Genomic DNA, 23,930 nt, shown 5'->3' on the forward strand with positions numbered 1-23,930 from the left:
GCGGCGGAACAGGATGGCCCAGGGGGGCGTTGACGCCCCTGGGAAAGTCGCCGGCGGACGTGGCGTCCGCCTCTGGCAGACTGGCAGCAGAACGGCTCCGGTTCACGCCCTCCAGCCCGGACGGCGACCCGGCGGCCACATCGAAAGAGGGACCATGAAGGCTGATATCCATCCGACCTACCACGAGACGACCGTCACCTGTACCTGCGGGAGCGTCTTCACCACCCGCAGCACGAAGGAGAACGGCGTCGTGAACGCCGAGGTCTGCTCGCAATGCCACCCGTTCTACACGGGCAAGCAGAAGATCCTCGACGTCGGCGGGCGGGTCGAGAAGTTCGAGCGCCGGTTCGGCCGGCGGCGCCCCGGCGAGAAGGTCGGCGGCGCGAAGTAGTGCGGCCACGGCGCCCGTCCGGATCCCCGGGCGGGCGCCGTTTGCGTCCGGGGCGGGGCAGGCAGCGCCGTCCCGCCGACCCTGGCTCCCGGAGCTGTGCGGCGTCCGGGACCGTGACGTGCGAAGAGGAACCAGCATGACGTCCCCACTCGACGGCCTCGTCGCGGAGCACGCCGAGATCGAGGGGAAGCTCGCCGATCCGGCGGTGCACAACGACCCCGCGAAGGCCCGTGCTCTCAGCCGCCGCTACGCGCAGCTCGCCCCGGTCGTCGATCTGGCCCGGGAGCTCAAGCGGGTGGAGGGTGACCTCGCCACCGCCCGCGAGCTCGCCGCGGAGGACACGTCGTTCCGCGGCGAGGTCAACGATCTCGACGCCGAACTCGGCGGACTCAACGAGCGGCTGCGTGCCTACCTGGTCCCGGTCGATCCCGACGACGCCCGGGACGCCATCCTCGAGGTCAAGGCCGGCGCGGGCGGTGAGGAATCGGCTCTGTTCGCCGGCGACCTGTTGCGGATGTATCTGCGCTATGCGGAGCGTCGCGGCTGGAAGACCGAGATTCTCGACGCCAACCCGTCCGATCTCGGCGGCTACCGCGATGTCAGCGTGGCGGTGAAGGCGCGCGGCTCAGCGCCCGGCGACGGCGTCTACGGCCGCCTGCGTTTCGAGGGCGGGGTACACCGCGTCCAGCGGGTGCCGGTGACGGAGTCCGCCGGGCGCATCCACACCTCCGCCGCCGGCGTCCTGGTGCTGCCCGAGGCGGAGGAGGTCGATGTCGAGATCGACGCAAATGACCTGCGCATCGACGTGTTCCGCTCGTCCGGACCCGGCGGGCAGAGCGTGAACACCACCGACTCGGCGGTCCGGATCACCCACGTCCCGACCGGCCTGGTGGTCTCCTGCCAGAACGAGAAGAGCCAGCTGCAGAACAAGGAGTCCGCGCTGCGGATCCTGCGCGCCCGGCTGCTCGGCGTCGCCCGGGAGAAAGCCGAGTCGGAGGCGTCGATGGCACGGGCCAGCCAGGTCCGCACCGTGGACCGCTCGGAGCGGGTGCGTACCTACAACTTCGCCGAGAACCGGATCAGTGACCACCGGGTCGGTTACAAGGCGCACAACCTCGACCAGGTGCTCGACGGTGAGCTCGACGAGGTGCTGGACGCGCTCGTCGCCGCCGATCTGGAGGCCCGGCTGGCCGCCCAGGCGTCATGATCGGCTCGTCGGTGACCCGCGGGTCCGCCGCGGCCCTCGCGCCACAGCTCGCGCAGGCCGCCGAGCGGCTGCGCGTGGCCGGGGTCGCCAGCCCCCGGGCCGACGCCGAGCAGCTGGCCGCGTTCGTCCTGGGGATTTCCCGATCCCGGCTGGTGGGAGTCGACGAGCTGCCCGCGCGGGCCGCCGCGCACCTCGACGAGCTCGTGGGCCGCCGCGCCCGGCGTGAGCCGTTGCAGCACCTGACCGGCCTCGCCGGGTTCCGCTACCTCGACCTCGCCGTCGGCCCCGGGGTGTTCATCCCGCGCCCGGAGACGGAGTCCGTCGTCGGCTGGGCCATCGCCGCGCTGACCTCGCCATCCGTGCCGACCTCGCAGACCTCGCCATCCGCGCCGTCTCTGGAGCCGGGCGGGCCGGTGTGCGTGGATCTGTGTGCCGGGTCCGGGGCGATCGCGCTGTCCCTGGCCGCAGAGGTGCCCGGTGCCCGGGTGCACGCCGTGGAGGTGGACCCTGCGGCGCTGGGCTGGCTGCGGCGTAACGTTACGGCGAGCCGACTTCCGGTCACGGTCCACGAGGCCGACGTCACCGCCGTGCCCACCGCGTCGCTCGCCCGGCTGGCCGGGTCGGTCGACCTGATCGTCAGCAATCCGCCGTACCTTCCGGATGCCGACCGCGACGAGGTGGAGCCCGAGGTGGGCGAGCATGATCCGCCCCGGGCGTTGTGGGGCGGTGCGGACGGGCTTGACGTGGTGCGTGCCGTTATCGTGCTGGCGGCCCGGTTGTTGCGCCCGGGGGGCCTGCTCGTCGTCGAGCACGCCGACGGCCACGGTGGCGCCGCGCCGGGCCTGCTGCGCGCCGACGGGCGGTGGGTGGACGTGGCCGACCATCCCGACCTGGCCGGGAGGGACCGCTTCGTCAGCGGCCGTCGCCAGGCCGGCGGCGGGGAGCGAGCGACAGGGGAGGAGGGGTGATGCAGCGCTTCGACTGTTCCGATGAGGCCGAGCGGACCCGTGGACTGGACGCGGCGGTCGCCGCCGTGGGCCGAGGCGAGCTGGTGGTGCTGCCTACCGACACGCTGTATGGCCTGGGCGCTGATGCGTTCGACCGGGAGGCGGTGGCCTCGCTGCTTGCCGCCAAGGGGCGTGGGCGGAACATGCCCGTCCCGGTCCTGGTCGGCTCCTGGCGCACCCTGGACGGGCTCATCGACCGGATGACTCCGCAGGTCTCCGACCTGATTTCGGCGTTCTGGCCGGGTGGGCTGACGCTCGTGGTCCGGCACGCCGGGTCGCTGCGCTGGGATCTGGGCGAGGGGCGGGGCACCGTGGCGGTGCGGATGCCGCTGCATCCGGTGGCGATCGAGCTGCTGGGCCGGACCGGGCCGATGGCCGTGTCCAGTGCGAACATCAGCGGTCAGCCGCCGGCGACCACGGCGGACGAGGCGGTCGACCAGCTCGGCGGTGCCGCCGAGGTGTACCTCGACGGCGGGCCGTGCCCGGCGGCCGTGCCCTCGACCATCGTCGACTGCACCGGCGAGGTGCCGGTCGTGGTCCGCAGCGGAGCCGTCGGTCTTGACGCGTTGCGCGAGATCCTGCCCCTCGTGCGGGAACCGGCCGCCCGTTGACCCGGCCCTGAGCCGGCCCGAGTGGAGGGCCGTGCCGGCGCAGAGGACCATTGGTCCCGATCGGGCGGCACGAGCGCAGGAGGTAGGTACGCCATGAGCACCCCGTTCTGGGGCCCGGACTTCGACCAGCTCGCCGACACGGATCCGGACATCGCCGGTGTGGTGCTCGACGAGCTGGCTCGGCTGCGCGGGGGCCTGCAACTCATCGCGAGCGAGAACCTCACCTCGCCGGCGGTGCTCGCGGCGTTGGGCTCGACGCTGTCGAACAAGTACGCCGAGGGCTATCCCGGCCGGCGTTACTACGGTGGCTGCCAGGTGGTCGACCGGGCCGAGGAGATCGGCATCGCCCGGGCGAAGGAGCTCTTCGGCGCCGAGCACGCCAACCTGCAGCCCCATTCGGGCGCGTCGGCGAACTTCGCCGTGTATGCGGCGCTGCTGACCCCGGGCGACACGGTGCTGGCGATGTCACTGCCGCACGGAGGTCACCTCACCCACGGCAGCACGGTGAACTTCTCCGGGAAGTGGTTCGACGTCGTCGCCTACGGCGTGCGTGAGGACACCGAGCTCATCGACTACGACCAGGTCCGCGACCTCGCCCGCCAGCACCGCCCCAAGATGATCATCTGTGGCGCGACCGCCTACCCGCGCCTGATCGACTTCGCCGCCTTCCGGTCCATCGCCGACGAGGTCGGCTCGTGGCTGATGGTGGACGCGGCCCACTTCATCGGGCTGGTCGCGGGCGGCGCGATCCCCAGCCCCGTGCCATACGCCGACGTCGTCAGCTTTACTACGCACAAGGTGCTGCGCGGCCCCCGCGGCGGGATGATCCTCGCCCGCGAGGAGCTGGCCGCGCGCATCGACAAGGCGGTGTTCCCGTTCAGCCAGGGGGGACCGTTGATGCATGCGGTGGCGGCGAAGGCGGTCGCGCTGCGGGAGGCGGCCACCCCCGCCTACGCGCAGTACGCTCGCCAGGTGGTGGCCAACGCGCAGGTGCTGGCCGAGGGCCTGGCCGCCGAGGGCATCCGGCCGGTCGCCGGGGGCACCGACACCCACCTCGCGCTGCTCGACCTGCGCGAGCTCGGGGTCAGCGGCCGCGATGCCGAGGCCCGCTGCGACGCCGCCGGCATCACCCTGAACAAGAACGCGATTCCCTACGACCCGCAGCCGCCGGCGGTCTCCTCCGGGATCCGGGTGGGTACTCCCGCCGTCACCACCCAGGGGATGGGGGAGAGCGAGATGAAGGAGATCGCCGCGCTGATCGCCCGGGCGGTGCGTGATCCCGCCGGCGCGGCGGACGTCGCCGCGGGCGTGGCCACGCTCGTCGAACGGCACCCCGCCTACCCGCGGTAGTCACCGCGGGCGTTCCAGGTTCCACCACATCCGGGTCGGCAGTGGGAGATACCCGACGGTGCGCGAGTACCTGCTCGTCTTCGTGGTCTCGGCGGCGGTGACATTCCTCGCCACGCCGCTGGCCCGGTCCTTCGCCATGCGCATCGGCGCCGTCGCCGGGGTCCGCGACCGCGACGTCCATGCGATCCCGACGCCCCGGCTCGGCGGCCTCGCGATGCTCGCCGGCCTCTACGCCGGGCTGGAGGTGGCCGACCGGCTGCCGTTCCTGTCCGTCGTCTCCCAGGACTGGTCGGAGACGAGGGCGGTGCTCATCGCCGGCACGCTGATCTGCCTGCTCGGGGTCGCCGACGACCGGTGGGAGCTGGACTCCCTGACCAAGCTCGCCGGCCAGGTCGCCGCCGCCGGCATCATGGTGCTGCTCGGCGTCCAGTGGTCGTTCGCCATCGACCGGGACAGCGAGACCACGCTGAGCCTCGGGCCGGAGACGGCAGTTCCACTGTCGATCCTTGCCACGGTCCTTCTGATCAACGCGATGAACTTCATCGACGGGCTCGACGGGCTCGCCGCCGGGGTCGCGGCGATCGCGTCGCTGGCGACGTTCTACTTCGCCTACGAGATCGCGGTGATCGACGGCTTTTACCGGGCCTCGCCCGCGGCGCTGCTCGCCGCGGTCACCGCCGGGGTGTGCGTCGGGTTCCTGCCGCACAACTTCAATCCGGCCCGGCTGTTCATGGGCGACTCCGGCTCCATGCTCATCGGCCTGCTGTCGGCCGCCTCGATGATCTCCGTCACCGGGCAGGTCGCCTACGGGGGTTACGCTGGACCCTCGCGGTCGTACCCGTCGCTGATCCCGTTGGCGATTCCGCTGGCCGTCCTCGCTGTTCCCTTTCTCGACCTCGGGCTCGCGGTCATCCGGCGCACGCGGGCGGGGCGATCGCCGTTCGCGGCCGACAAGATGCATCTCCACCACCGGATGCTGGAGATCGGCAATTCGCACGTGAGGGCGGTTTTGTTCATGTATTTCTGGGCGGCTCTGGTCGGGTTCGGCGGTGTCGCCGCGTCGTTCTCCGCCTCCCCACTGCCGATCCTCGTCGCCACCGTCGGAGTCGGGCTCGCGGCGCTGCTCGCGCTGCTGGTCCGCACGCAGAAGTCGGCGCGCGCATGATCGTGCCGGCGGCCCGGGTGATCCGGCTCGGCCTCGTTCTCACGCTCGCGCTGGCGGTGCCCGCCGTGGCGATCTCCGCGGGGACGGGCGGCGGGACCGGCGCGCTGAGCGCGGCGCTGGGGCTCGTCATCGTCGTCGCGTTCTTCACCATCAGCAAGCTGGCGGTGGGCGCGGTCGCGCGCCGGGCGCCGCACCTGCTGCTGCCCGCCGCTCTTGGCACCTACGCGCTGAAGATCGCAGTGCTCGGGGCGGTGCTGCTGGGGCTCCAGGACAGCTCGGCGCTCGACCTGCCGACCTTCGCCTGGTCGATCTTCGGCGGTGTCTTCGCCTGGATGGGCGCGGAACTGTGGGTCGCAACCCACACCCGGGTGCCCTTTTTCGACCCGGACCATCCCGGCGCCTGGGACGCCACGCGGCGGCCGCCGGCGCGATGAGCGATCCCGTTCCGGGGCCGGCCGGTGACGGCACGCGGCGGCGCGGGCCCGATGGTGGATCGCCCGAAAGTGCCAGCACCCCGCGGGTGGCCGGCCGTCCGCCCCGGCAGCGTGCCCGGGGTGGGCACCACCCCGGCGAGGCATGGAACATCTTCGGAACTCTGATTGCGGGGATGGCGTTCTGGGGACTGGTGGGCTTCGGTGCCGACCGGCTGTTCGGCTTCGAGGGGCTGTTCCTGCCCATCGGCCTCGCGATCGGCATGGCGGCCGCGATGTACCTGGTCATCTACCGGTTGACCCAGCGCTAGCCCGGTTGGTCGGGGGTCATTCGCCCCTTTTATCGGAGTTGGTGGGGACGTTCCGGTCGTCCCGTTCGCTACCTCCCGTTGGTCCCGGCGGCCCCGTTCCGAATGGACCGGGGCGTTCCCTCCCGTGGACCTGTCTATCCAGCCATTCCCGGCTGTTCCATGGGTGCGGTCGGTCCGAATCGTCGCGATCTCCCCGGTCACCGGGAAAACGTGCGGCGACCGCGCACCGATCCCACCGGCGGCAACCATGACCTGCCAGGTCATCGACGCCGCGGACGAAATGGGTAAGAGTGGGCGCAGGCGGTGGACCGCCGGGAGGGAGTGCTGAGATGACCGCAACCCGTGCACGTCTCGTGCACCGCGCCGAGCGGCGGCCCGCGGGCGGGCGTCGGCGCGGACTGGACGTCATGAGGTGGTCACGCTATGTGGAAACGTCATCAACGGAACGAAACCCGCGGACAACGCGCACATGAACCAGGGTGAACCTCGAAGCGAGTTGGTGCCTGTGGCGCGCCGGTGTGGATAGTATCGCGGGCAACAGGACGTCGGCCTGCCGACACCCATCAGGGCCTGGGCTTGTCGAGGTGTCCCTCGAAGCGCTGCCGCCGGTTGGCTACGGGTCGTTCTTCCGTGTGGGCGTGTCGTGCGAACCCGGTAGGGTGGGGCAATCTGCAGCCGGCACGGCAACCTCGCGGAGCCGTGCATGCGCTACCTAATCGATCATGGAGGTGTTTGTCGTGCCGGTCCTCGCTGATGAGGGCTTCGAAGGCCCCACGAAGGAGGTCTTCCAGACTCCGCACTGGTTCGATGTCGGGATCGGCTCGGTCAATCTCTACCTCAACAAGGCCACTGCGCTTACGATCTTCGCCGCGCTCTTCGTGGGCGTGATCTTCTGGCTGGGTTTCCGTCGAGCTAAAATCATACCTCGCGGTATCCAGAACCTGTGCGAGTCCGCATACGACTTCGTCGACCTGCAGATCGCCCGTGGGGTCATCGGGGAGAAGGGCGCCCGCTACACGCCCTACCTGCTGGTCCTGTTCAGCTTCGTGCTGGTCAGCAACGTCCTAGCGATCATCCCGGCGGCCCAGTTCCCGGCGACCTCGCGTATCGCGGTGCCGATGGTCCTCGCTGTCGTCACCTGGGTGATGTTCATCTACGCGGGCATCAAGGCCAACGGAGCGGGTGCGTACTTCAAGGAGATGATCGACCCGGCGCCCACGGCGCCGCTGGCGATCCGCCTGCTGCTGGGCCCGATCGAGATCCTGTCGACGCTGATCGTCCGGCCGTTCACGCTGGCCATCCGACTGTTCGCGAACATGTTCGCCGGTCACCTCCTGCTGCTGGTGTTCTCGCTGGGCGCGGACTACCTGCTGCCCAAGCCTCCTTTCGTATTCGGCGTCGCGTCCCTGCTCGTGGCAATCATCCTCACGGCGTTCGAGCTCGTCATCGATGCCCTCCAGGCGTACATCATCACCATCCTCACCGCCGCCTACATCGGCGGAGCGATGGCGCATGGAGAGCACGAGGTTGCTCCGTCCGAGGAACTTGTCGAGCACGCCCCGGTGGGCGTGCCGGCAGCGGTCCACGCCTAGTTTCTGAACACTCCCCCAGCACCGGCCGAGTCCCGGTGCCCGACTGAATAGGAAAAGCACCGTAATGGACCCCTTGACTGTCTTCGCCGCCAAGGACGCCGTGTCCGGGAGCCTCGGCGCCGTGGCCTACGGTCTGGCTGCCATCGGCCCGGGTATCGGTATCGGTCTCATCTTCGGCCTCGGCGTCCAGGCTATTGCCCGGCAGCCCGAGGCGGAGCAGGTCGCCTTCCGGTACATGCTGATCGGCTTCGCCCTCGCCGAGGCTCTCGCGCTTATCGGCTTCGTCGTTCCCTTCGTCTTCCCGTAAACCGGCGTGGCGACCATGAGCGCATCAACCGTCATCTTCCTCGCCGCAAGTGAGGGCGGGCATTCCGACGAGAACGTCCTGATCCCGCCGCTGAGCGAGTTGCTCATCGGCACCCTGGCCTTCGGCCTGCTCGTGGCCTTCTTCTTCTGGAAGATCCGCCCGCAGATCGCGAAGACCTACGCGCAGCGCACCGAGCGGATCGAAGGCGGGATCGCCCGCGCCGAGGCCGCCCAGCGCGAGGCGCAGGCGTTGCTGGAGCAGTACCGGGCACAGCTCGCCGAGGCCCGGACCGAGGCTGCGCGCATCCGGGACGATGCGCACACCGAGGGCCGGCAGATCGTCGAGGAGCTCCGCGCGTCCGCGCAGCGGGAGATCGCCGAGATCAAGGAGCGCGCCGACGCTCAGCTTCTGGCCGACCGGGCGCAGATCGTGGCCCAGGTTCGCCGTGAGGTCGGTGTGATCGCAATCGATCTCGCCTCGAAGATCGTCGGTTACCAGGTGGAGAGCACTGCCACCCAGGCCCGGCTCGTCGACGACTTCATTGCTGCCCTGGACAACTCGGCCGAGGGCGCGGGCAGCACCCCCGCGTCGGTGGGGTCGGGAGGCTGACGGTGGAGGGAGCCAGCAGGCACGGGCTCGCCACGGCGCGGGCCACCCTCGACGAGGCCACGGCGACGCCGCTGGGCGTTGTCACCCCGGTGGACGCCAGCCGCGTCGCCGACGACCTCCGGGCCGTCGCCGACCTGCTCCGCCGGGAGCCGACCGTGCGCCGCGCGCTGACCGACCCGGGAGCGCCCCCGTCGGCGCGCACGGAGCTCGCGGCCCGGCTGCTCGGTCGCCAGCTCGACGCGGTGAGCCTGCGGATCGTGCAGACCGCGGTCTCGGCGCGCTGGTCTCGGCCGGTCGACCTGCAGTACGCGCTGCTCGAACTGAGCGTCGAGGCCCTGCTGGTCGAGGCGGAGCGGGACAGGGCGCTGGAGGAGGTCGAGGACGAGCTGTTCCGGTTCGCCCGAATTCTCGGGCAGAACCCGCAGCTCGCTCTGGCCCTGACCGACCCGGCCGCGCCGGCGTCGGTCAAGAACGCGCTGCTGGCCCGGCTGCTGTCCGGTCGGGCCCACCCGGTCACGCTGCGGCTGGCCCAGCAGGCCGCGGCCGACCGGATCCACGGTGACGTCGAGCGTCGCCTGGCCGACTTCAGCCGGATCGCCGCGGCCCGCCGGGGTCGCGTCGTCGCGATCGTGCGCACGGCGGTGCCGTTGACCGACGAGGTCATCGCCCGCCTGGGCGCGGCGATCAGCCGGTACTTCGGCCGCCAGATCCAACTTCAGGTTGATCTCGATCCCGATCTCCTGGGCGGGGTCGTGGTGAAGGTCGGCGACGAGGTGGTCGACGGCAGCGTGCTACGCCGCCTGGCCGCCGCGCGCCGGGCGCTGCTCCGATAGTCGGGTGGCGGTCATGACCATGACAGCGCCCAGGCGACCTGCCCTGCCAGCGATGAACGACGAAGGACGTAAGCGATGACTGAGCTCTCCATCCGGCCGGAGGAGATCCGCGACGCCCTACGGGAGTACGTCGACTCCTTCCAGGCCACCTCCGCCGGCCGGGAGGAGGTCGGCCGGGTCGTCGTCACCGGTGACGGCATCGCCCGGGTCGAGGGTCTTCCCCACACGATGACCAACGAGCTGCTGGAGTTCAAAGGCGGCGTGCTGGGTCTCGCGCTGAACCTCGAAGTCGGCGAGATCGGCACCGTCATCCTCGGTGAGTCCGAGACCATCGAGGAGGGGCAGGAGGTCCGCCGCACCGGGGAGATCCTCGCCGTCCCGGTCGGGGACGGCTTCCTCGGCCGGGTCGTCGACCCGCTCGGGCGGCCGATCGACGGCCTCGGCGAGATCCAGTCCGAGGGCACCCGAGCCCTGGAGCTGCAGGCGCCCTCGGTCGTCCAGCGCCAGCCGGTGAAGGAGCCGTTGCTGACGGGCATCAAGGCGATCGACGCCATGACCGCCATCGGCCGCGGCCAGCGTCAGCTGATCATCGGTGACCGGCAGACCGGCAAGACGACGGTGGCCATCGACGCGATCATCAACCAGCGGGACAACTGGGCCTCGGGCGATCCGTCGAAGCAGGTCAAGTGTGTCTACGTGGCGATCGGCCAGAAGAAGACGACCATCCGCGAGGTGGTGAACACCCTCGAGGAGGCCGGCGCGCTGGCCTACACCACGATCGTCGCCGCCCCGGCCGACGAGCCGGCCGGCTTCAAGTACATCGCTCCGTACGCGGGTTCCGCGATCGCCCAGCACTGGATGTACAACGGCCAGCACGCGCTGATCGTCTTCGACGACCTGTCCAAGCAGGCCGAGGCGTACCGGGCGATCTCGCTGCTGCTGCGCCGCCCGCCGGGCCGTGAGGCGTACCCCGGCGACGTGTTCTACTTGCACTCCCGCCTGCTGGAGCGCTGCGCGAAGCTGTCCGACGAGCTCGGCGGCGGGTCGTTGACGGGGCTGCCGATCATCGAGACGAAGGCCAGCGACATCTCGGCCTACATCCCGACGAACGTCATCTCGATCACCGACGGTCAGATCTTCCTGGAGTCGGACCTGTTCAACCAGGGCGTGCGCCCCGCCATCAACGTCGGCACCTCGGTGTCCCGCGTCGGCGGCAGCGCGCAGACGAAGGCGATGAAGTCCGTCGCCGGCCGGCTGCGCCTGGACCTCGCGCAGTACCGCGAGCTGGAGGCGTTCTCCGCGTTCGGCTCCGACCTGGACAAGGCCTCGCGTGACCAGCTCGCCCGGGGCGCCCGCCTCGTCGAGTTGCTCAAGCAGCCGCAGAACCGGCCGTTCCCGGTCGAGCGGGAGGTCGTCACGATCTGGGCCGGCACCACCGGCAAGCTCGACGACGTGCCGATCGCGGACGTCCGCCGGTTCGAGGGCGAGTTCCTCGACTACGTCGGTCGGTCGAGCCGGGGGATCTACGACACGATCCTGGGCTCCGGCAAGCTCGGCGACGAAACGGTCGGCCAGCTCGAGCGGGCGATCGCCGAGTTCAAGCAGCAGTTCACGCTGTCCGACGGCAGCCCGCTGATCAACGAGGCGCCGGCTAAGCCCTTGGACCCGAGCGCGGTGCGGCAGGAGTCGATCCCGGTCCACCGGGCGCCGGCGCGCACCGCCGACGAGGGCTGACCCATGGCGGGGCAGCTTCGCGAGTACCGGCGGCGCATCCGCTCGGTGCAGTCGACGAAGAAGATCACCAGGGCGATGGAACTGATCGCGGCCTCCCGGATCGCGAAGGCCCGGGCGCGGGTCGCCGCGGCCCGGCCCTACGCCGAGGAGATCACCCGGGTGATCGAGGCGGTGGCGTCGCAGACGACGATCAGCCACCCGCTGACCACCGAGCGACCCCAGGCCATCCGGGCCGCGGTCGTGGTGATCACCAGTGACCGTGGGTTGGCTGGCGGCTACAGTTCGAACGCGCTGCGGCGCGCCAACGAGCTGGTCGAGCTGCTGCGCTCGGAGGGCAAGGAGCCGGAGCTGCACGTCATCGGCCGTAAGGGAGTGGGCTACTACCGCTTCCGCGGCCGGGCGATCAGCGGCGAGTACACCGGCTTCTCCGAGCAGCCGACCTACGCCGACGCCAAGTCGGTCGGGGACGCTCTGATCGCCTCGTTCGTTGCATCCGGTGAAAGCGGCGGGGTCGACGAGATCCACGTCGTCCACACCGAGTATGTCTCCGCGCTTACGCAGACGCCGGTCGCGCGCCGGCTGCTGCCGATGGTGCTCACCGAGACCAACGAGCCGCCGGCCGGCGGCCCGCTGCCCCAGTACGAGTTCGAACCGTCCGCGGAGGCGGTGCTCGACGCGCTGCTACCCCGGTACGTCGAAAGTCGCCTGTACGCGGCGATGTTGGAGTCGGCGGCGTCGGAGTCGGCGGCGCGGCAGCGGGCGATGAAGTCGGCGACAGACAACGCCGAGGACCTGATTCGTAGCTACACCCGGCAGGCCAACCGGGCCCGGCAGGACGCCATCACCCAGGAGATCTCCGAGATCGTCGGCGGTGCCAACGCCCTGGCATCGGCCTCCTGACATGATCCGGCGGCGCGCGACCGGGAGGCGAGGTCGTCCCCCATGTCGTCGCGTCGCCGGAGATATTAGGTGACACTGGTCACGAAGCGCCCTCGCGCGGGAGGGCGTGTCATCGAGGTGAGGCACCGCCAGGGAACGAGTACCCACCTCATCTCGACCGCCGGGACCAGCCGACACCGACCGACCACAACGTAGAAGTACGGCGCCGCCGACGAGGCGGGCGGGGACGCGCCCGCCTCGTCGACGGCGCCGGAGGTGCCAGAGAGTACGGCTAGCCCGAGGCTGCGGCGACGGGCAATGATGGGAAACTGAGGACGCCATGACCGTCACCACCAGCTCGCCGGCCACGGCTGAGGGCCGGACCCCGGGGATCGGCCGGGTCGCCCGAGTCATCGGACCGGTCGTCGACGTGGAGTTCGCGCCGGACGAGCTCCCAGAGATCTACCAGGCACTCGAGGTCGACCGCACGATCGGCGGCGAGACCCTGACGCTGACGCTGGAGGTCGCCCAGCACATCGGCGACAACACGGTGCGCGCCATCTCGATGCAGCAGACCGACGGTCTGGTTCGCGGCGCCGCGGTGCGTGACACCGGCGCGCCGATCTCCGTGCCCGTCGGTGACGCCACCAAGGGGCACGTGTTCAACGTGCTCGGCACCCCGCTCGACGTTGACAAGGTCGACGCCGAGACGCGGTGGTCGATCCACCGGGCGGCGCCCGCGTTCGACCAGCTCGAGTCCAAGACCGAGATGTTCACCACCGGGATCAAGGTCATCGACCTGCTCGCCCCGTACGTGCGAGGCGGCAAGATCGGCCTGATGGGCGGTGCCGGCGTCGGGAAGACCGTCATCATCCAGGAGATGATCCGCCGGGTCGCCAAGGAGTTCGGTGGCGTGTCGGTGTTCGCCGGCGTCGGCGAGCGCACCCGCGAGGGCAACGACCTGTTCCTGGAGATGACCGAGGCCGGCGTCATCGACGACACCGCCCTCGTCTTCGGCCAGATGGACGAGCCGCCCGGCACCCGGCTGCGGGTCGCCCTCGGCGCGCTGACCATGGCCGAGTACTTCCGGGACGTCCAGAAGCAGGACGTGCTGCTGTTCATCGACAACATCTTCCGGTTCACCCAGGCCGGCTCCGAGGTGTCCACGCTGCTCGGCCGGATGCCGTCCGCCGTGGGTTACCAGCCGACGCTCGCCGACGAGATGGGTGTGCTCCAGGAGCGCATCACCTCGACCCGTGGTCACTCGATCACGTCGCTGCAGGCCATCTACGTGCCTGCGGACGACCTGACCGACCCCGCGCCGGCGACGACGTTCACCCACCTCGACGCCAACACCGTGCTCGACCGGTCCATCTCCGACCTGGGCATCTACCCGGCCGTGAGCCCGCTTGACTCGAACTCCCGGATCCTCGACGCCCGCTACATCGGGCAGGAGCACTACGACACCGCCCGCGAGGTGCAGCGGATCCTGCAGCGCTACAAGGACCTGCAGGACATCATCGCCATCCTCGGCATCGACGAGCTCTCCGAAGAGGACAAGATCCTCGTCAACCGGGCCCGGCGGATCCAGCGGTTCCTGTCGCAGCCGTTCTTCGTCGCGGAGCAGTTCACCAACATCCCCGGCAAGTTCGTCCCACTCGACGAGACCATCGACTCGTTCAAGCGACTCTCCCAGGGCGACTACGACCACCTGCCCGAGCAGGCGTTCTTCATGTGCGGTGGCATCGAGGACGCGGAGAAGAACGCGGAGAACCTGTAATGCCGATCCGGGTCGCGATCGTCTCGCCCGAGCAGGAGGTGTGGTCCGGCGACGCCGACATGGTCGTCGCCCGGACCACCGACGGTGATCTCGGCGTCCTGCCCGGCCACGTGCCGCTGCTCGGGGTGCTGGTCCCGGGTGGCACGGTCCGGGTCAAGACCGGTGGCCGGGAGATCTCGGCCCAGGTCGACGGCGGCTTCATCTCCGTCACCCACCAGGGCGTCAGCATCCTGGCCGAGACGGCGACGCTGAGCAGCTAGCCGACGCTGAGCAGCTAGCCGACGCCGGCAGTCACGGGCGCGTTCCCCCCGGGGGACGCGCCCGTGCTCGTTCAGATCTCCAGCTCGTTCAGATCTCCAGCAGGAACTTCAGCGCCTCGGTCATCCGGAGCAGGTGGTCGAGGCCCACCACGCCGAGGCGGCGGTCGAACCGCTGCTGCGACACGGACTTGACGTCCTCGACCTTGGCGTAGCTCGTCTCGCGCAGGCCGGTGCCGCCGGGCGCAAGCTCGACGTGGGAGGGCAGCCCACGTCGGGTCCTGGTGACGGGCACGACGATGCACAGACCCGCGCGGCTGCGGTTGAGCCGATCCGCGGACACGACCACCGCCGGCCGGCGCAGCCCCTGTTCATGGCCGATCGGCTCGCCGAAGTCGACCATCCATACCTCGCCGCGGCGAGGTGAGATCACTCCGGCCCGTCCAACCCGTCCCGTAGGGACGGCGACTCGGCCGAGCGCTCGGCCTCGATGGCGTCCCAGCCGTCCGGGTCGTCGGCGAGCTGGTCGTAGCCCTGCTCGAAGCCGCGCCAGAACAGCTCGCGCTCGTAGGCCTCGACGGCCTCGTCGATGATGGTCTGCATCTGCTGGCCGGTGGACGCGGCCAGGGCCGCGACCCGCTGCCGCGTCCTGTCACTCACGCGCACCGTCGTACTCATGATCGCCAGTCTACAATTGGGTTGACTGGACTGTCGACCCTCCGGTATGCGCAGGACTCCGCCGGGGACGCTGGTCAGGCGTGCGCGCCCGGGCGCCACAGCACGTCCCCCTGCGGGTTCGCCACCCGGGAGAGGATGAACAGCAGGTCCGACAGGCGGTTGAGGTACCGAGCGGGCAGCGGCCCGGTGCGCTCGGGCTCGGCGTCGAGCAGGGCCCAGACGGAGCGCTCCGCCCGGCGGGCCACCGTGCGGGCGGTGTGCAGCAGCGCGGCGCCCGGCGTGCCGCCGGGCAGGATGAACGAGTCGAGCTTCGGCAGATCGGCGTTGAAGCGGTCGCACGCCTCCTCCAGCCGGTCCACGTACGCCTCGGTGATCCGCAGCGGGGGATAGGCCGGCTCGGCCACGACCGGCGTGCACAGGTCCGCGCCGACGTCGAACAGGTCGTTCTGGATCTGCCCGAGCACCGCCCGCACGTCGTCGGCGAGCCCGCCGAGGGCGAGTGCCACGCCGATCGCCGCGTTCGCCTCGTCGACATCGGCGTAGGCGGCCAGTCGCGGATCGGTCTTCGCCACCCGGGACATGTCGCCCAGCGCCGTCGTGCCGTCGTCCCCGGTGCGGGTGTAGATCCGGGTGAGGTGTACCGCCATGCCCCCACTCTAGGGAGCCGACTGCTCGATGCGCGATGGCCTGACGAACATGCCGTTCGGTGTCGAGCAGCAGCCGCGGGTCGCTGTCAGGGTCGCGCTCCTGATGTTCCGCGATGACCTCGGCGGCCAGAGGACCGCGGTCAGGGTCTCGGCGCTCGCGTCCGGTCCGGGCAGCGGAACCCGCGCGGCGGTGCCGAACCCTGGATCTGTCTCCAACGGCAGATTCGCCAGCCGTTGACTGGGACTGCCGCCTACCCCGGTTTGTGTATGGCAAAGATTACGTTCCTGGCATGCATTCGGTGAGCGTAGCCGGAGTGACACTCCGCGAGAACGGGTCGATTCTGTGCATCCGGCGCAGGGACACCGGAGCCTGGCAGGTCCCTGGCGGAGTTCTCGAACGCGGCGAGACCATCCACGCCGGGCTGTGCCGTGAGGTCGTCGAGGAGACCGGCGCGGTGGTCCGACCTGGCCGTATGACGGGGGTCTACCTGAACCTGCCGCTCGGCGTGGTGGCGATGGTCTTCCTGTGCGACTTCGCGGGGGGTTCGATCGCCACCGTGACCGAGGAGGCGACGCAGGTCCGCTGGCTGTCGCCGGACGACGTGCAGGCCAGGTTTGTGCCGGCGTTCGCGGTGCGGGTGAGCGATGCCCTGGCCGGGCGCAGCGAGCCGTTCGTCCGGGCGCACGACGGGGTGTCTGTCGTGGCGGCGGACGGACCGGGATGAGGCAAGCGCACAGGGTGGCGGGGGTCAATCCGGTGGGTGCCGGTGAAGATCTTTGTGCCAGGACCTAGCATCGAGGTCCGTGGAGCGCTTCGTCGTGACAGGCGGCACCCGGCTGATCGGCGAGGTCGCCGTCCCGGGCGCGAAGAACTCGGTTCTCAAACTGATGGCCGCGAGCCTGCTGGCCGCCGGTCGCACGACTCTGTCCGCTGTGCCCGACATCCTCGACGTCACCGTGATGGCGGAGGTGCTGGACGGGCTCGGGGCGGTGGTCGAACGGGACGTCGACGGTGGCCGGCTGAGCATCGATGTCCCCGAGATGCCGGGGTTCGCGGCCGACGGGGACCTCGTCCGGCAGATCCGGGCGTCGGTGGCGGTCCTCGGCCCGCTGGTCGCCCGGTGCGGGGAGGCCCGGGTCGCCCTGCCGGGTGGGGACGCGATCGGCGCGCGAGCGCTCGACATTCACGTCAACGGGCTGGCGAAGCTCGGGGCGCTCGTGGACGTCGAGGCCGGCGTACTGGTGGCGCGCTGCTCGGGCCGGCTGCAGGGCGCGTCGATCTGGCTGGACTTCCCGAGCGTCGGCGCCACCGAGAACCTCCTCATGGCCGGCGTCCTGGCCAAGGGCACGACGGTGATCGACAACGCCGCGCAGGAACCCGAGATCGCCGACCTCTGCGAGATGCTGACGGCGATGGGTGGACGCATCGACGGCGCGGGTTCGTCGACCCTGGTGATCGATGGCGTGGATGCGCTGGCCCCGGTCGAGCATCGGACGGTGCCGGACCGCATCGTCGCCGGCACGTACGCGATCGGTGCGCTGATGACCGGCGGCGACGTCATGATCCGGCAGGGCCGGGCCGGGCATCTCGGCATCGTGCTGGAGAAGCTGGTGCAGGCCGGCGCGGAGATCGACGTTCGTGACGACGGGTTCCGGGTGGTCGGCAGGGACCGGCCGCGCTCGATCGACGTCGTGACCCTGCCCTACCCCGGGTTCCCCACGGATCTGCTACCGCAGATCATCGCGTTGGAGGCGATCAGCACCGGGACGTCGCTGATCACCGAGAACGTCTTCGACAGCCGCTTCGTGTTCTGCCGCGAGCTGCACAAGCTCGGTGCGGATCTGCGCACCGACGGCCATCACGTCATCGTGCGGCCCGCGGACCGGTTGACGGCGGCCCGGGTGATGGCCTCGGACGTGCGGGCCGGCGCGGGCCTGGTGCTCGCCGCACTCGTCGCCGAGGGCGACACCGAGGTGACCGACGTTTACCACATTGATCGTGGCTACGCCGGGTTCGTCGAGAACATGACCGCACTCGGCGCCGACATCCGGCGGGTCTCCGATCTGGCGGTCGCCTGAGGGGTGGCCCGACGGCCGGACGGCCCGACGGCCCGGGTGGCTGGCCGGGTGGCCGCGCGGTGGGCTGAGCGCGGGTTCAGGTCTGCGAGGACAGCCCGCCGGGCGGGGTCGACAGGGCGCGGGTGGCGCGGGGCGCGTCGGCGCCGAAGACGAGCACGTGCCGGCGTTGCCGGGGGCGGGACAGGATGTTGCCCGCGGAGTCGATGTGCAGCGGGGTCATCGCCATCGCCCAGGTGGAACGGATGCCCTGCGTGCGCAGGGCGGCCCGGGCCCGGCTCACCTCGGCGGGGGTGTCGACGACGGCGACGGGGACGAGCAGCCCGAAGTCGTGGCCGAGCACGACCCCGCGGGGCAGCGCGCGCAGCGGGGTGGATGCCCAACGGGCCATGATCATCAATAGCCCCACGGTCAGCATCGCCAACGCCGGTTCGACGAGGTATTGCGCCGAGTTCACGGCCACCTGGCACCTCCCGATCACCGCGCGGCGGCCGGGTACGGGGCCGCGAGGGAGCCTCGGGCGCAACTCCTCGCCCGTCGGCAGTCCGAGCTCCATGGTCCCAGAAGCCCGGCGGATCGGCAGGAAATCCCGCCGTGATCCGTCCTGAACCAGCCGGGGAATCCGACAGCGGAAACATCGCGCAGCGACGGCTGGGATCATCGAGGTGACCGGCCCCGACCCCCCGTGGCCGAGCGACGACGGTTCGGACGAGGTGGGAGGGTGCACGACGGTCCGCCATGGGCGGAACCGCACCTGGGTGCTACCCGCGGTCGGCGCGGATAGCTGGTAGCGCCGGCGTCACGGTGAGCGGGGGTGCCGGGCGGCCGGGGACTGGAGACCACATGAACAACGGCGTGAACGTGGTGGACATGTACGCCCCGTCCGGGGCGGGTAGTCGCCCCGGGCAGGCGGTGCGGCTGGTGGGCAGGGTGGACGTGCGGACGGTGGGCACGCTGCGCTCCCTGCTGCACGCCGCCATCGACAACGGCAGCGGGCCGCTGCGCGTCGACGTCGCCGAGTTGGAGCTCGGCGACCATGCGGCGCTGGGAGTGCTGCTCGGCGGGGCCCGCAGGGCCAGGGCGGCGGGCCGATCCATGGTCCTCGTCGACGTGCCGAGCGCGCTGGGCCGGATGTTCGCCGCCGACCGGCTCGGGCGGCTGTTGCGGTTCGAGGAGTCGACCGAGCTGGTGCACGTCGGGCACGCCTGAGCCGCCCGCCCGCCAGCCGCGCCTCGCCTCGCGGTGCCGCGCTTGCGATCGGCGACCGAGTAGAGCGGACCGAACCGGGGTGGATGCGTACCGTGATCTCGGGCGCGCCCGCGTGCCGGCGGGACTTCCGATGCGGCATGCTTGCCGGGTACCTGCTGATCGGGTACTGCTTTCGGGTCACTGGCCCGGCTGATGGCATGCTGGACGCCGGACGGAGGTCTGCAGGACGTGGAGGTGCCCGCGCGGGTGAACATTGCCGGCGAACGCAGTGCACGACCCGTGGGGCTTCTCGGCGTGCGGGAGTTGCGGCCGATCGTCGTGGTCGCGGCGTTCCTCGCCGCGGTCCTGATCGGCGTGGGCGTCGGCTACGCCACCGCCGACCGTGGTTCGGGTGCGGCCGGAACCGGCACGGCGACGGGCACCCCCGCGCCCCAGCTGAATCCGGCCATGCGTCCCGCGCCCTGGGCGGCGTCGCGCCATCCCGGCCTGGCGCACCAGGTGCGGGTCACCGACGAGCTTGATCCGGTGATCCTGCGGCTGGCGCTGCAGTGGACCGTCGCCGACAAGATCAAGGCGACGGGTGGTGACGGCAGCATCACTGCCAAACAGGTGACCGTGCTGGACCATATGTACTTCGGAGCCGTCGAGGGAGTCGACGCCGACCACGACGAGTTCTGGGCGATCGGCCGCATCGCGGTCGCCGGTATGGTCAATCCGCCGGCAGACCCGCTGGCAAACCCGCATGTATGGCGCCGAGTCGGCACCGGCCCGTGGACGATCGCGAGTAACGGTCAGGGTGCCTGCAACGAGATTCCCGCGTCTCTCATCGCAGTCTGGCACGGTCAGCCGCCGCCCTGTCTCGGCTGAGCCGTCCCGCTCTGACCGCAGCCGGGGAGTGGTCGGCGAGCGGAGTCGGGTGGTCCGAACTAGCCTCGTCCCGTCGCCCGCGGTCCGCGCGGGCCCGGGCCGGTGCAGCCCGGCCGCCGATCGGCCACTCGGCCGGCCCCGTGCGCGGAGAGGCAGCGGCTATGACGGATGTGTATACCCGTTCGACGGAGCAGAACGGATTGGATCGGGACCAGCCATTCCCGGCGCCGATCAGATCGGATCCGGCCGAGCCCGCCGTCCGGCGCGGGCAGCGGGACCGGGCGTGGATCATCCGTACGTACGCGGGGCATTCCAGCCCGGCCGAGAGCAACGCGTTGTACCGCCGCAACCTGGCGAAGGGGCAGACCGGCCTGTCGGTGGCCTTCGACCTGCCGACGCAGACGGGCTACGACCCGGATCATCCGCTCGCCCGCGGCGAGGTCGGTCGGGTCGGCGTGCCGATCGCGCACCTCGGCGACATGCGCGGGCTGTTCGACGGGATTCCGCTGGCCGGCACCAACACGTCGATGACGATCAACGCCACGGCCATGTGGCTGCTCGCGCTCTACCAGGTCGTCGCCGAGGAGCAGGGCGCCGACCCGGCCGAACTGGTCGGCACCACGCAGAACGACATCATCAAGGAGTACCTCTCGCGCGGGACGTACGTCTTCCCGCCGGGGCCGTCGCTGCGGCTGGTCACCGACCTCATCGCCTACACGGTGGCGGAGCTGCCGCGGTGGAACCCGATCAACATCTGCAGCTACCACCTGCAGGAGGCCGGGGCCACTCCGGTGCAGGAGCTCGCCTTCACGATGTGCTCGGCGATCGCTGTCCTCGACGCCGTGGCGGCCACGGGAACGATCCCCGCCGAGCGCATGGGGGAGGTGTGCGCCCGGATCTCGTTCTTCGTCAACGCCGGGGAGCGGTTCGTCGAGGAGATGTGCAAGATGCGGGCGTTCGGGGCGCTGTGGGATGATCTGCTGCGCTCCCGGTACAAGGTGAGCGACCCGGCGGCGCGCCGGTTCCGCTACGGCGTGCAGGTCAACTCGCTCGGGCTGACCGAGGCCCAGCCGGAGAACAACGTCATCCGGATCGTGCTGGAGACTCTCGGCGTCACCCTGTCGAAGGACGCGCGGTGCCGGGCGCTGCAGCTGCCCGCCTGGAACGAGGCGCTGGGCCTGCCCCGACCGTGGGACCAGCAGTGGTCCCTGCGCGTCCAGCAGATCCTCGCCCACGAAACCGACCTGCTGGAGTACGACGATCTGTTCACCGGCTCGCCCGTCATCGAGGAGCGGGTGCGCCGGCTGGTGGCGGACGCGACCGCCGAAATCGACCGGGTCCAGGCGATGGGCGGGGCGGTGGCCGCCGTCGAGAGCGGCTACCTGAAGTCGGCGCTGGTCTCCGCCCAGGCGGCGCGGCGCGCGCGGATCGAGAGCGGCGAGGACGTCGTCGTCGGCGTGAACCGGTTCACCGAGACCGAGCCGAGCCCGTTGCTCGCCGAGCTCGACACGGCGATCCAGACGGTCGACCCGTCCTTCGAGCCCGCGGCCCGGGACTCGCTCGCCGCCTGGCGGGCCGGGCGTGATCCGTCCGCCGTCGCAGAGGCGCTGCTCGGGCTGCGCACCGCCGCCGGCACCGAGGCGAACCTGGTTCCCGCGACGCTGGCCTGCGCGCGAGCGGGCGTCACCACCGGGGAGTGGGCCGACACGCTGCGAGCGGTGTTCGGCGAGTACCGCGCGCCGACCGGGGTGAGCGACGCCGTCGGCGGGGGCGGGGACGTGACGGGGCTCGACGAGCTGCGTGCCCTGGTGGCCCGTACGGGCAAGGAGCTCGGGCGCCCGGTGAAGATGCTCGTCGGCAAGCCCGGTCTGGACGGTCACTCCAACGGCGCGGAGCAGATCGCCGTGCGCGCCCGCGACGCCGGCTTCGAGGTCGTCTACCAGGGGATCCGGCTGACCCCCGGGCAGCTCGTGACCGCGGCCGTCGAGGAGGACGTGCACGTCGTCGGCCTGTCGGTGCTCTCCGGCGCCCACCTGGACCTGGTGCCCGAGGTGCTCGACGGGCTGCGCGCCGCCGGGGCCGGGGAGATCCCCGTCGTCGTCGGCGGCATCATCCCGCCGGCGGACGCGCAAGAACTGACCCGGCTCGGGGTCGCCGCGGTGTTCACACCCCGGGACTATGAGCTCAGCGCCATAATCCGGGGCATCGTGGACGTCGTACGGTCGAGGCATGCCCTCGACCACCCCTGACGCGGCCGAATCCGACCATCCCGGCACGTCACCGGACCAGGGCCCGACCGCCGGTCCGACCGGCGGTCCGACGCTGGACGACGCCATCGCCTTCGCCACCCGCATGCACACCGGCCAGGTGGACAAGGGCGGCGAGGAGTACATCGGCCATCCCCTGCGGGTCATGGCGACGGTCGTCCACACCGCCGGGCCCGCCGGTGTGGACCCGCACTCCGCGCAGCTCGCCGCCGTCCTGCACGACGTCGTCGAGGACAGCGACACCACGCTCGCGGACCTCACGGCCGCCGGTTACCCCGCACCGGTCGTCGCCGCCGTCGACGCCCTGTCGCACCGTCCCGACGAGTCGATGCGGGACTACCTGGCCCGCGTCGCCGCCGACCCGCTCGCCGTCATCGTGAAGCGAGCCGACATGCAGGACAACTCCGATCCCGCCCGGCTCGGCCGTCTCGCCCCCGAACAGGCCGAACGCCTGGCCACCCGCTACGCCGGCCGCCGCGAGCTCCTCGACGACCTCGTCTGCGCCCGCGACGACGCCAGTCAGCCGCGAGCGGGCGACCGGCCGGCCTGACCATCCCTCGTCCTGGGCGGGAAGGGTCCCTGGCCGGGGGGCAGGACGGGGGCCGCGATAGCGTGGCGCCATGCGGCTTGTCATCGCTCGGTGCAGTGTCGACTACGTCGGACGTCTCACCGCCCATCTGCCGAGCGCCGTCCGGTTGGTACTCGTCAAGGCGGACGGGTCGGTGTCGATCCACGCCGACGGTCGGGCCTACAAGCCGCTGAACTGGATGAGCCCGCCCTGTGTCATCGCGGAGGACGGCGGGGTCTGGCGGGTGACCAACCGGGCCGCCGAGCAGCTCGTCATCACCCTCGAGGAAGTTCTCCACGACTCCAGCCACGAGCTGGGGATCGACCCGGGGCTGCGCAAGGACGGCGTCGAGGCCCACCTGCAGGTCCTGCTCGCCGATCGGCCGGACGCGATCGCCGCGGGGCTCACCCTGATCCGCCGCGAGTACGAGACCGGGATCGGGCCGGTGGACCTGCTCTGCCGGGACAGCGACGGATCCACGGTCGCCGTCGAGATCAAGCGCAAGGGCGAGATCGACGGGGTCGAGCAGCTCACCCGCTACCTCGTCCGGCTGGACGCGGACCCGGCGCTGCCACACCCGGTGCGGGGCATTCTCGCCGCTCAGTCCATCACCCCGCAGGCCCGGCTGCTGGCCGCCGACCGCGGCCTGGGCTGCGCCGTCGTGGACTATGACGAGCTGCGCGGCCTCGAACCCTCCATCCCCACCCTGTTCTGACCGCCCGTTTCGTCGCGTCGCAGCCCGCCGGGGAATGCGCCGAGCCCGAGTGGACCGACGGCAGAGCATCGGTTCTTTGAGGCATGTCGCCGGAATTTCGGACGGTTCTTCACGGCACGGGTGACGGTCTCGTCCCTCATTGGTTTTTCCGCTGCTTGCGCGAAAGCGAATGGATGTCCGGGGTCTTGCCCCGCCGGCAACCCTGATTGATCTCGGGCCGGGTGATGGAAAGGCTGGGAGAATCGACGGGTCCGCGGTTCGATACCGCGCGGCCCGCGAATTCGCCGCATTGTCGTCGGGCTGCCGCGACGACCTTGAGGAGCCTGGGCATGGCCGAGAAAGTCCGGCAGGGAACGCATTCGCACGGCAGGTCGGAAATGGCTGCCCGGACCGGTACCGATATCGAGACGGAAACGGGGCCTTCGGGCGGTGGGGCGGC

28 protein-coding genes are annotated in these 23,930 nt (G+C 70.9%); 23 read left to right on the top strand and 5 right to left on the bottom strand.

Translation table 11 applies throughout. The annotated features are described in order from the left end of the window. The first annotated feature begins 154 nt into the window (after window positions 1-154). The 16 genes from rpmE to NBZ83_RS14405 all read left to right on the top strand — a co-directional run bounded on the left by rpmE (window position 155) and on the right by NBZ83_RS14405 (window position 14,467). Window positions 155-391: a 50S ribosomal protein L31 gene (gene rpmE / locus NBZ83_RS14330; protein WP_136446497.1), complete on the top strand. Its 237-nt coding sequence runs from the start codon at window positions 155-157 to the stop codon at window positions 389-391. 136 nt (window positions 392-527) lie between these two features. Next, on the top strand, window positions 528-1,598 hold the full coding sequence (gene prfA, locus NBZ83_RS14335) for a peptide chain release factor 1 (protein ID WP_261569054.1): 1,071 nt from the start codon (window positions 528-530) through the stop codon (window positions 1,596-1,598). After that, on the top strand, window positions 1,595-2,566 hold the full coding sequence (gene prmC / locus NBZ83_RS14340) for a peptide chain release factor N(5)-glutamine methyltransferase (RefSeq protein WP_261569055.1): 972 nt from the start codon (window positions 1,595-1,597) through the stop codon (window positions 2,564-2,566). The genes prfA and prmC overlap by 4 nt, the downstream gene beginning before the upstream one ends. Beyond that, a complete protein-coding gene (locus tag NBZ83_RS14345) occupies window positions 2,566-3,216 on the top strand; it encodes an L-threonylcarbamoyladenylate synthase (protein ID WP_261569056.1) in 651 nt (216 codons plus the stop codon). The genes prmC and NBZ83_RS14345 overlap by 1 nt, the downstream gene beginning before the upstream one ends. Window positions 3,217-3,309: 93 nt before the next feature. Further along, window positions 3,310-4,566: a serine hydroxymethyltransferase gene (glyA, locus tag NBZ83_RS14350; protein WP_261569057.1), complete on the top strand. Its 1,257-nt coding sequence runs from the start codon at window positions 3,310-3,312 to the stop codon at window positions 4,564-4,566. A 58-nt stretch (window positions 4,567-4,624) separates the two neighbouring features. Then, complete coding sequence (locus NBZ83_RS14355) at window positions 4,625-5,731, top strand: MraY family glycosyltransferase (protein ID WP_261569058.1); 1,107 nt, start codon at window positions 4,625-4,627, stop codon at window positions 5,729-5,731. After that, window positions 5,728-6,165: a Cg1360 family ATP-synthase-associated protein gene (locus NBZ83_RS14360; RefSeq protein WP_261569059.1), complete on the top strand. Its 438-nt coding sequence runs from the start codon at window positions 5,728-5,730 to the stop codon at window positions 6,163-6,165. The genes NBZ83_RS14355 and NBZ83_RS14360 overlap by 4 nt, the downstream gene beginning before the upstream one ends. 86 nt (window positions 6,166-6,251) lie before the next feature. After that, complete coding sequence (locus tag NBZ83_RS14365; protein ID WP_261569060.1) at window positions 6,252-6,473, top strand: hypothetical protein; 222 nt, start codon at window positions 6,252-6,254, stop codon at window positions 6,471-6,473. Window positions 6,474-7,195: 722 nt separating this feature from the next. Continuing rightward, window positions 7,196-8,065: a F0F1 ATP synthase subunit A gene (atpB, locus tag NBZ83_RS14370; RefSeq protein WP_261569061.1), complete on the top strand. Its 870-nt coding sequence runs from the start codon at window positions 7,196-7,198 to the stop codon at window positions 8,063-8,065. A gap of 64 nt (window positions 8,066-8,129) precedes the next feature. Then, window positions 8,130-8,372 carry an ATP synthase subunit C-like protein gene (locus NBZ83_RS14375; RefSeq protein WP_261556164.1) on the top strand — a complete coding sequence of 81 codons (243 nt, stop codon included), beginning with the start codon at window positions 8,130-8,132 and terminating at the stop codon, window positions 8,370-8,372. A 15-nt stretch (window positions 8,373-8,387) separates the two neighbouring features. Then, window positions 8,388-8,981, top strand: coding sequence for a F0F1 ATP synthase subunit B (locus NBZ83_RS14380; protein WP_261569062.1), 594 nt, complete (start codon window positions 8,388-8,390; stop codon window positions 8,979-8,981). A gap of 2 nt (window positions 8,982-8,983) precedes the next feature. After that, the gene (locus NBZ83_RS14385; RefSeq protein WP_261569063.1) at window positions 8,984-9,814 is read left to right on the top strand and encodes a F0F1 ATP synthase subunit delta; all 831 of its coding nucleotides are present in this window, start codon (window positions 8,984-8,986) and stop codon (window positions 9,812-9,814) included. A 75-nt stretch (window positions 9,815-9,889) separates the two neighbouring features. Then, window positions 9,890-11,548, top strand: coding sequence for a F0F1 ATP synthase subunit alpha (gene atpA / locus NBZ83_RS14390; protein WP_261569064.1), 1,659 nt, complete (start codon window positions 9,890-9,892; stop codon window positions 11,546-11,548). 3 nt (window positions 11,549-11,551) lie between these two features. Continuing rightward, complete coding sequence (locus NBZ83_RS14395) at window positions 11,552-12,448, top strand: F0F1 ATP synthase subunit gamma (protein WP_261569065.1); 897 nt, start codon at window positions 11,552-11,554, stop codon at window positions 12,446-12,448. A gap of 319 nt (window positions 12,449-12,767) precedes the next feature. Next, window positions 12,768-14,207, top strand: coding sequence for a F0F1 ATP synthase subunit beta (gene atpD / locus NBZ83_RS14400; protein WP_261569066.1), 1,440 nt, complete (start codon window positions 12,768-12,770; stop codon window positions 14,205-14,207). Further along, window positions 14,207-14,467, top strand: coding sequence for a F0F1 ATP synthase subunit epsilon (locus tag NBZ83_RS14405; RefSeq protein WP_261569067.1), 261 nt, complete (start codon window positions 14,207-14,209; stop codon window positions 14,465-14,467). The genes atpD and NBZ83_RS14405 overlap by 1 nt, the downstream gene beginning before the upstream one ends. Window positions 14,468-14,555: 88 nt before the next feature. Here NBZ83_RS14405 and NBZ83_RS14410 read toward each other — a convergent pair whose 3' ends face one another. From NBZ83_RS14410 to NBZ83_RS14420, 3 genes are all read right to left on the bottom strand, one after another. Then, window positions 14,556-14,897 carry a type II toxin-antitoxin system PemK/MazF family toxin gene (locus NBZ83_RS14410; protein WP_261569068.1) on the bottom strand — a complete coding sequence of 114 codons (342 nt, stop codon included), beginning with the start codon at window positions 14,895-14,897 and terminating at the stop codon, window positions 14,556-14,558. Continuing rightward, entirely contained in the window at window positions 14,894-15,124 is a 231-nt protein-coding gene (locus tag NBZ83_RS14415; RefSeq protein WP_261569069.1) for a hypothetical protein, read from the bottom strand. The genes NBZ83_RS14410 and NBZ83_RS14415 overlap by 4 nt, the downstream gene beginning before the upstream one ends. 92 nt (window positions 15,125-15,216) lie before the next feature. Then, a complete protein-coding gene (locus NBZ83_RS14420; RefSeq protein ID WP_261575167.1) occupies window positions 15,217-15,789 on the bottom strand; it encodes a cob(I)yrinic acid a,c-diamide adenosyltransferase in 573 nt (190 codons plus the stop codon). 290 nt (window positions 15,790-16,079) lie between these two features. Here NBZ83_RS14420 and NBZ83_RS14425 point away from each other — a divergent pair, with 290 nt between their 5' ends. Then, window positions 16,080-16,514: an NUDIX hydrolase gene (locus tag NBZ83_RS14425; RefSeq protein WP_261575168.1), complete on the top strand. Its 435-nt coding sequence runs from the start codon at window positions 16,080-16,082 to the stop codon at window positions 16,512-16,514. 79 nt (window positions 16,515-16,593) lie between these two features. Further along, window positions 16,594-17,868, top strand: coding sequence for a UDP-N-acetylglucosamine 1-carboxyvinyltransferase (gene murA / locus NBZ83_RS14430; RefSeq protein ID WP_261575169.1), 1,275 nt, complete (start codon window positions 16,594-16,596; stop codon window positions 17,866-17,868). A 76-nt stretch (window positions 17,869-17,944) separates the two neighbouring features. Here murA and NBZ83_RS14435 read toward each other — a convergent pair whose 3' ends face one another. Continuing rightward, entirely contained in the window at window positions 17,945-18,322 is a 378-nt protein-coding gene (locus tag NBZ83_RS14435; protein WP_261569073.1) for a hypothetical protein, read from the bottom strand. Window positions 18,323-18,708: 386 nt separating this feature from the next. Between NBZ83_RS14435 and NBZ83_RS14440 the strand changes: the two genes are divergently transcribed. The 5 genes from NBZ83_RS14440 to nucS all read left to right on the top strand — a co-directional run bounded on the left by NBZ83_RS14440 (window position 18,709) and on the right by nucS (window position 23,491). Beyond that, on the top strand, window positions 18,709-19,074 hold the full coding sequence (locus tag NBZ83_RS14440; protein ID WP_261569074.1) for an STAS domain-containing protein: 366 nt from the start codon (window positions 18,709-18,711) through the stop codon (window positions 19,072-19,074). 228 nt (window positions 19,075-19,302) lie between these two features. After that, window positions 19,303-19,941, top strand: coding sequence for a hypothetical protein (locus NBZ83_RS14445; protein WP_261569075.1), 639 nt, complete (start codon window positions 19,303-19,305; stop codon window positions 19,939-19,941). A gap of 161 nt (window positions 19,942-20,102) precedes the next feature. Next, window positions 20,103-22,190, top strand: coding sequence for a protein meaA (locus tag NBZ83_RS14450; RefSeq protein ID WP_261569076.1), 2,088 nt, complete (start codon window positions 20,103-20,105; stop codon window positions 22,188-22,190). Then, window positions 22,171-22,758, top strand: coding sequence for an HD domain-containing protein (locus NBZ83_RS14455; protein WP_261575170.1), 588 nt, complete (start codon window positions 22,171-22,173; stop codon window positions 22,756-22,758). The genes NBZ83_RS14450 and NBZ83_RS14455 overlap by 20 nt, the downstream gene beginning before the upstream one ends. Window positions 22,759-22,828: 70 nt before the next feature. Beyond that, the gene (gene nucS / locus NBZ83_RS14460) at window positions 22,829-23,491 is read left to right on the top strand and encodes an endonuclease NucS (protein ID WP_261569078.1); all 663 of its coding nucleotides are present in this window, start codon (window positions 22,829-22,831) and stop codon (window positions 23,489-23,491) included. A 136-nt stretch (window positions 23,492-23,627) separates the two neighbouring features. Here the strand turns inward: nucS and NBZ83_RS14465 are convergent. Then, window positions 23,628-23,930 (bottom strand): hypothetical protein (locus NBZ83_RS14465; RefSeq protein WP_261575171.1); only part of this gene is annotated, 303 nt, incomplete at its 5' end.

It is taken from the genome of Frankia gtarii (assembly GCF_025403375.1).
GTDB lineage: Bacteria > Actinomycetota > Actinomycetes > Frankiales > Frankiaceae > Frankia > Frankia gtarii.

Bases quoted from the DNA above. Each gene is read 5' to 3' on its own strand.
- rpmE (WP_136446497.1), top strand. From the start codon at position 155: ATGAAGGCTGATATCCATCCGACCTACCACGAGACGACCGTCACCTGT.
- prfA (WP_261569054.1), top strand. From the start codon at position 528: ATGACGTCCCCACTCGACGGCCTCGTCGCGGAGCACGCCGAGATCGAG.
- prmC (WP_261569055.1), top strand. From the start codon at position 1,595: ATGATCGGCTCGTCGGTGACCCGCGGGTCCGCCGCGGCCCTCGCGCCA.
- NBZ83_RS14345 (WP_261569056.1), top strand. From the start codon at position 2,566: ATGCAGCGCTTCGACTGTTCCGATGAGGCCGAGCGGACCCGTGGACTG.
- glyA (WP_261569057.1), top strand. From the start codon at position 3,310: ATGAGCACCCCGTTCTGGGGCCCGGACTTCGACCAGCTCGCCGACACG.
- NBZ83_RS14360 (WP_261569059.1), top strand. From the start codon at position 5,728: ATGATCGTGCCGGCGGCCCGGGTGATCCGGCTCGGCCTCGTTCTCACG.
- atpB (WP_261569061.1), top strand. From the start codon at position 7,196: ATGGAGGTGTTTGTCGTGCCGGTCCTCGCTGATGAGGGCTTCGAAGGC.
- NBZ83_RS14375 (WP_261556164.1), top strand. From the start codon at position 8,130: ATGGACCCCTTGACTGTCTTCGCCGCCAAGGACGCCGTGTCCGGGAGC.
- NBZ83_RS14380 (WP_261569062.1), top strand. From the start codon at position 8,388: ATGAGCGCATCAACCGTCATCTTCCTCGCCGCAAGTGAGGGCGGGCAT.
- atpA (WP_261569064.1), top strand. From the start codon at position 9,890: ATGACTGAGCTCTCCATCCGGCCGGAGGAGATCCGCGACGCCCTACGG.
- NBZ83_RS14395 (WP_261569065.1), top strand. From the start codon at position 11,552: ATGGCGGGGCAGCTTCGCGAGTACCGGCGGCGCATCCGCTCGGTGCAG.
- atpD (WP_261569066.1), top strand. From the start codon at position 12,768: ATGACCGTCACCACCAGCTCGCCGGCCACGGCTGAGGGCCGGACCCCG.
- NBZ83_RS14405 (WP_261569067.1), top strand. From the start codon at position 14,207: ATGCCGATCCGGGTCGCGATCGTCTCGCCCGAGCAGGAGGTGTGGTCC.
- NBZ83_RS14420 (WP_261575167.1), bottom strand. From the start codon at position 15,789: ATGGCGGTACACCTCACCCGGATCTACACCCGCACCGGGGACGACGGC.
- NBZ83_RS14425 (WP_261575168.1), top strand. From the start codon at position 16,080: ATGCATTCGGTGAGCGTAGCCGGAGTGACACTCCGCGAGAACGGGTCG.
- NBZ83_RS14440 (WP_261569074.1), top strand. From the start codon at position 18,709: ATGAACAACGGCGTGAACGTGGTGGACATGTACGCCCCGTCCGGGGCG.
- NBZ83_RS14450 (WP_261569076.1), top strand. From the start codon at position 20,103: ATGACGGATGTGTATACCCGTTCGACGGAGCAGAACGGATTGGATCGG.
- NBZ83_RS14455 (WP_261575170.1), top strand. From the start codon at position 22,171: ATGCCCTCGACCACCCCTGACGCGGCCGAATCCGACCATCCCGGCACG.
- nucS (WP_261569078.1), top strand. From the start codon at position 22,829: ATGCGGCTTGTCATCGCTCGGTGCAGTGTCGACTACGTCGGACGTCTC.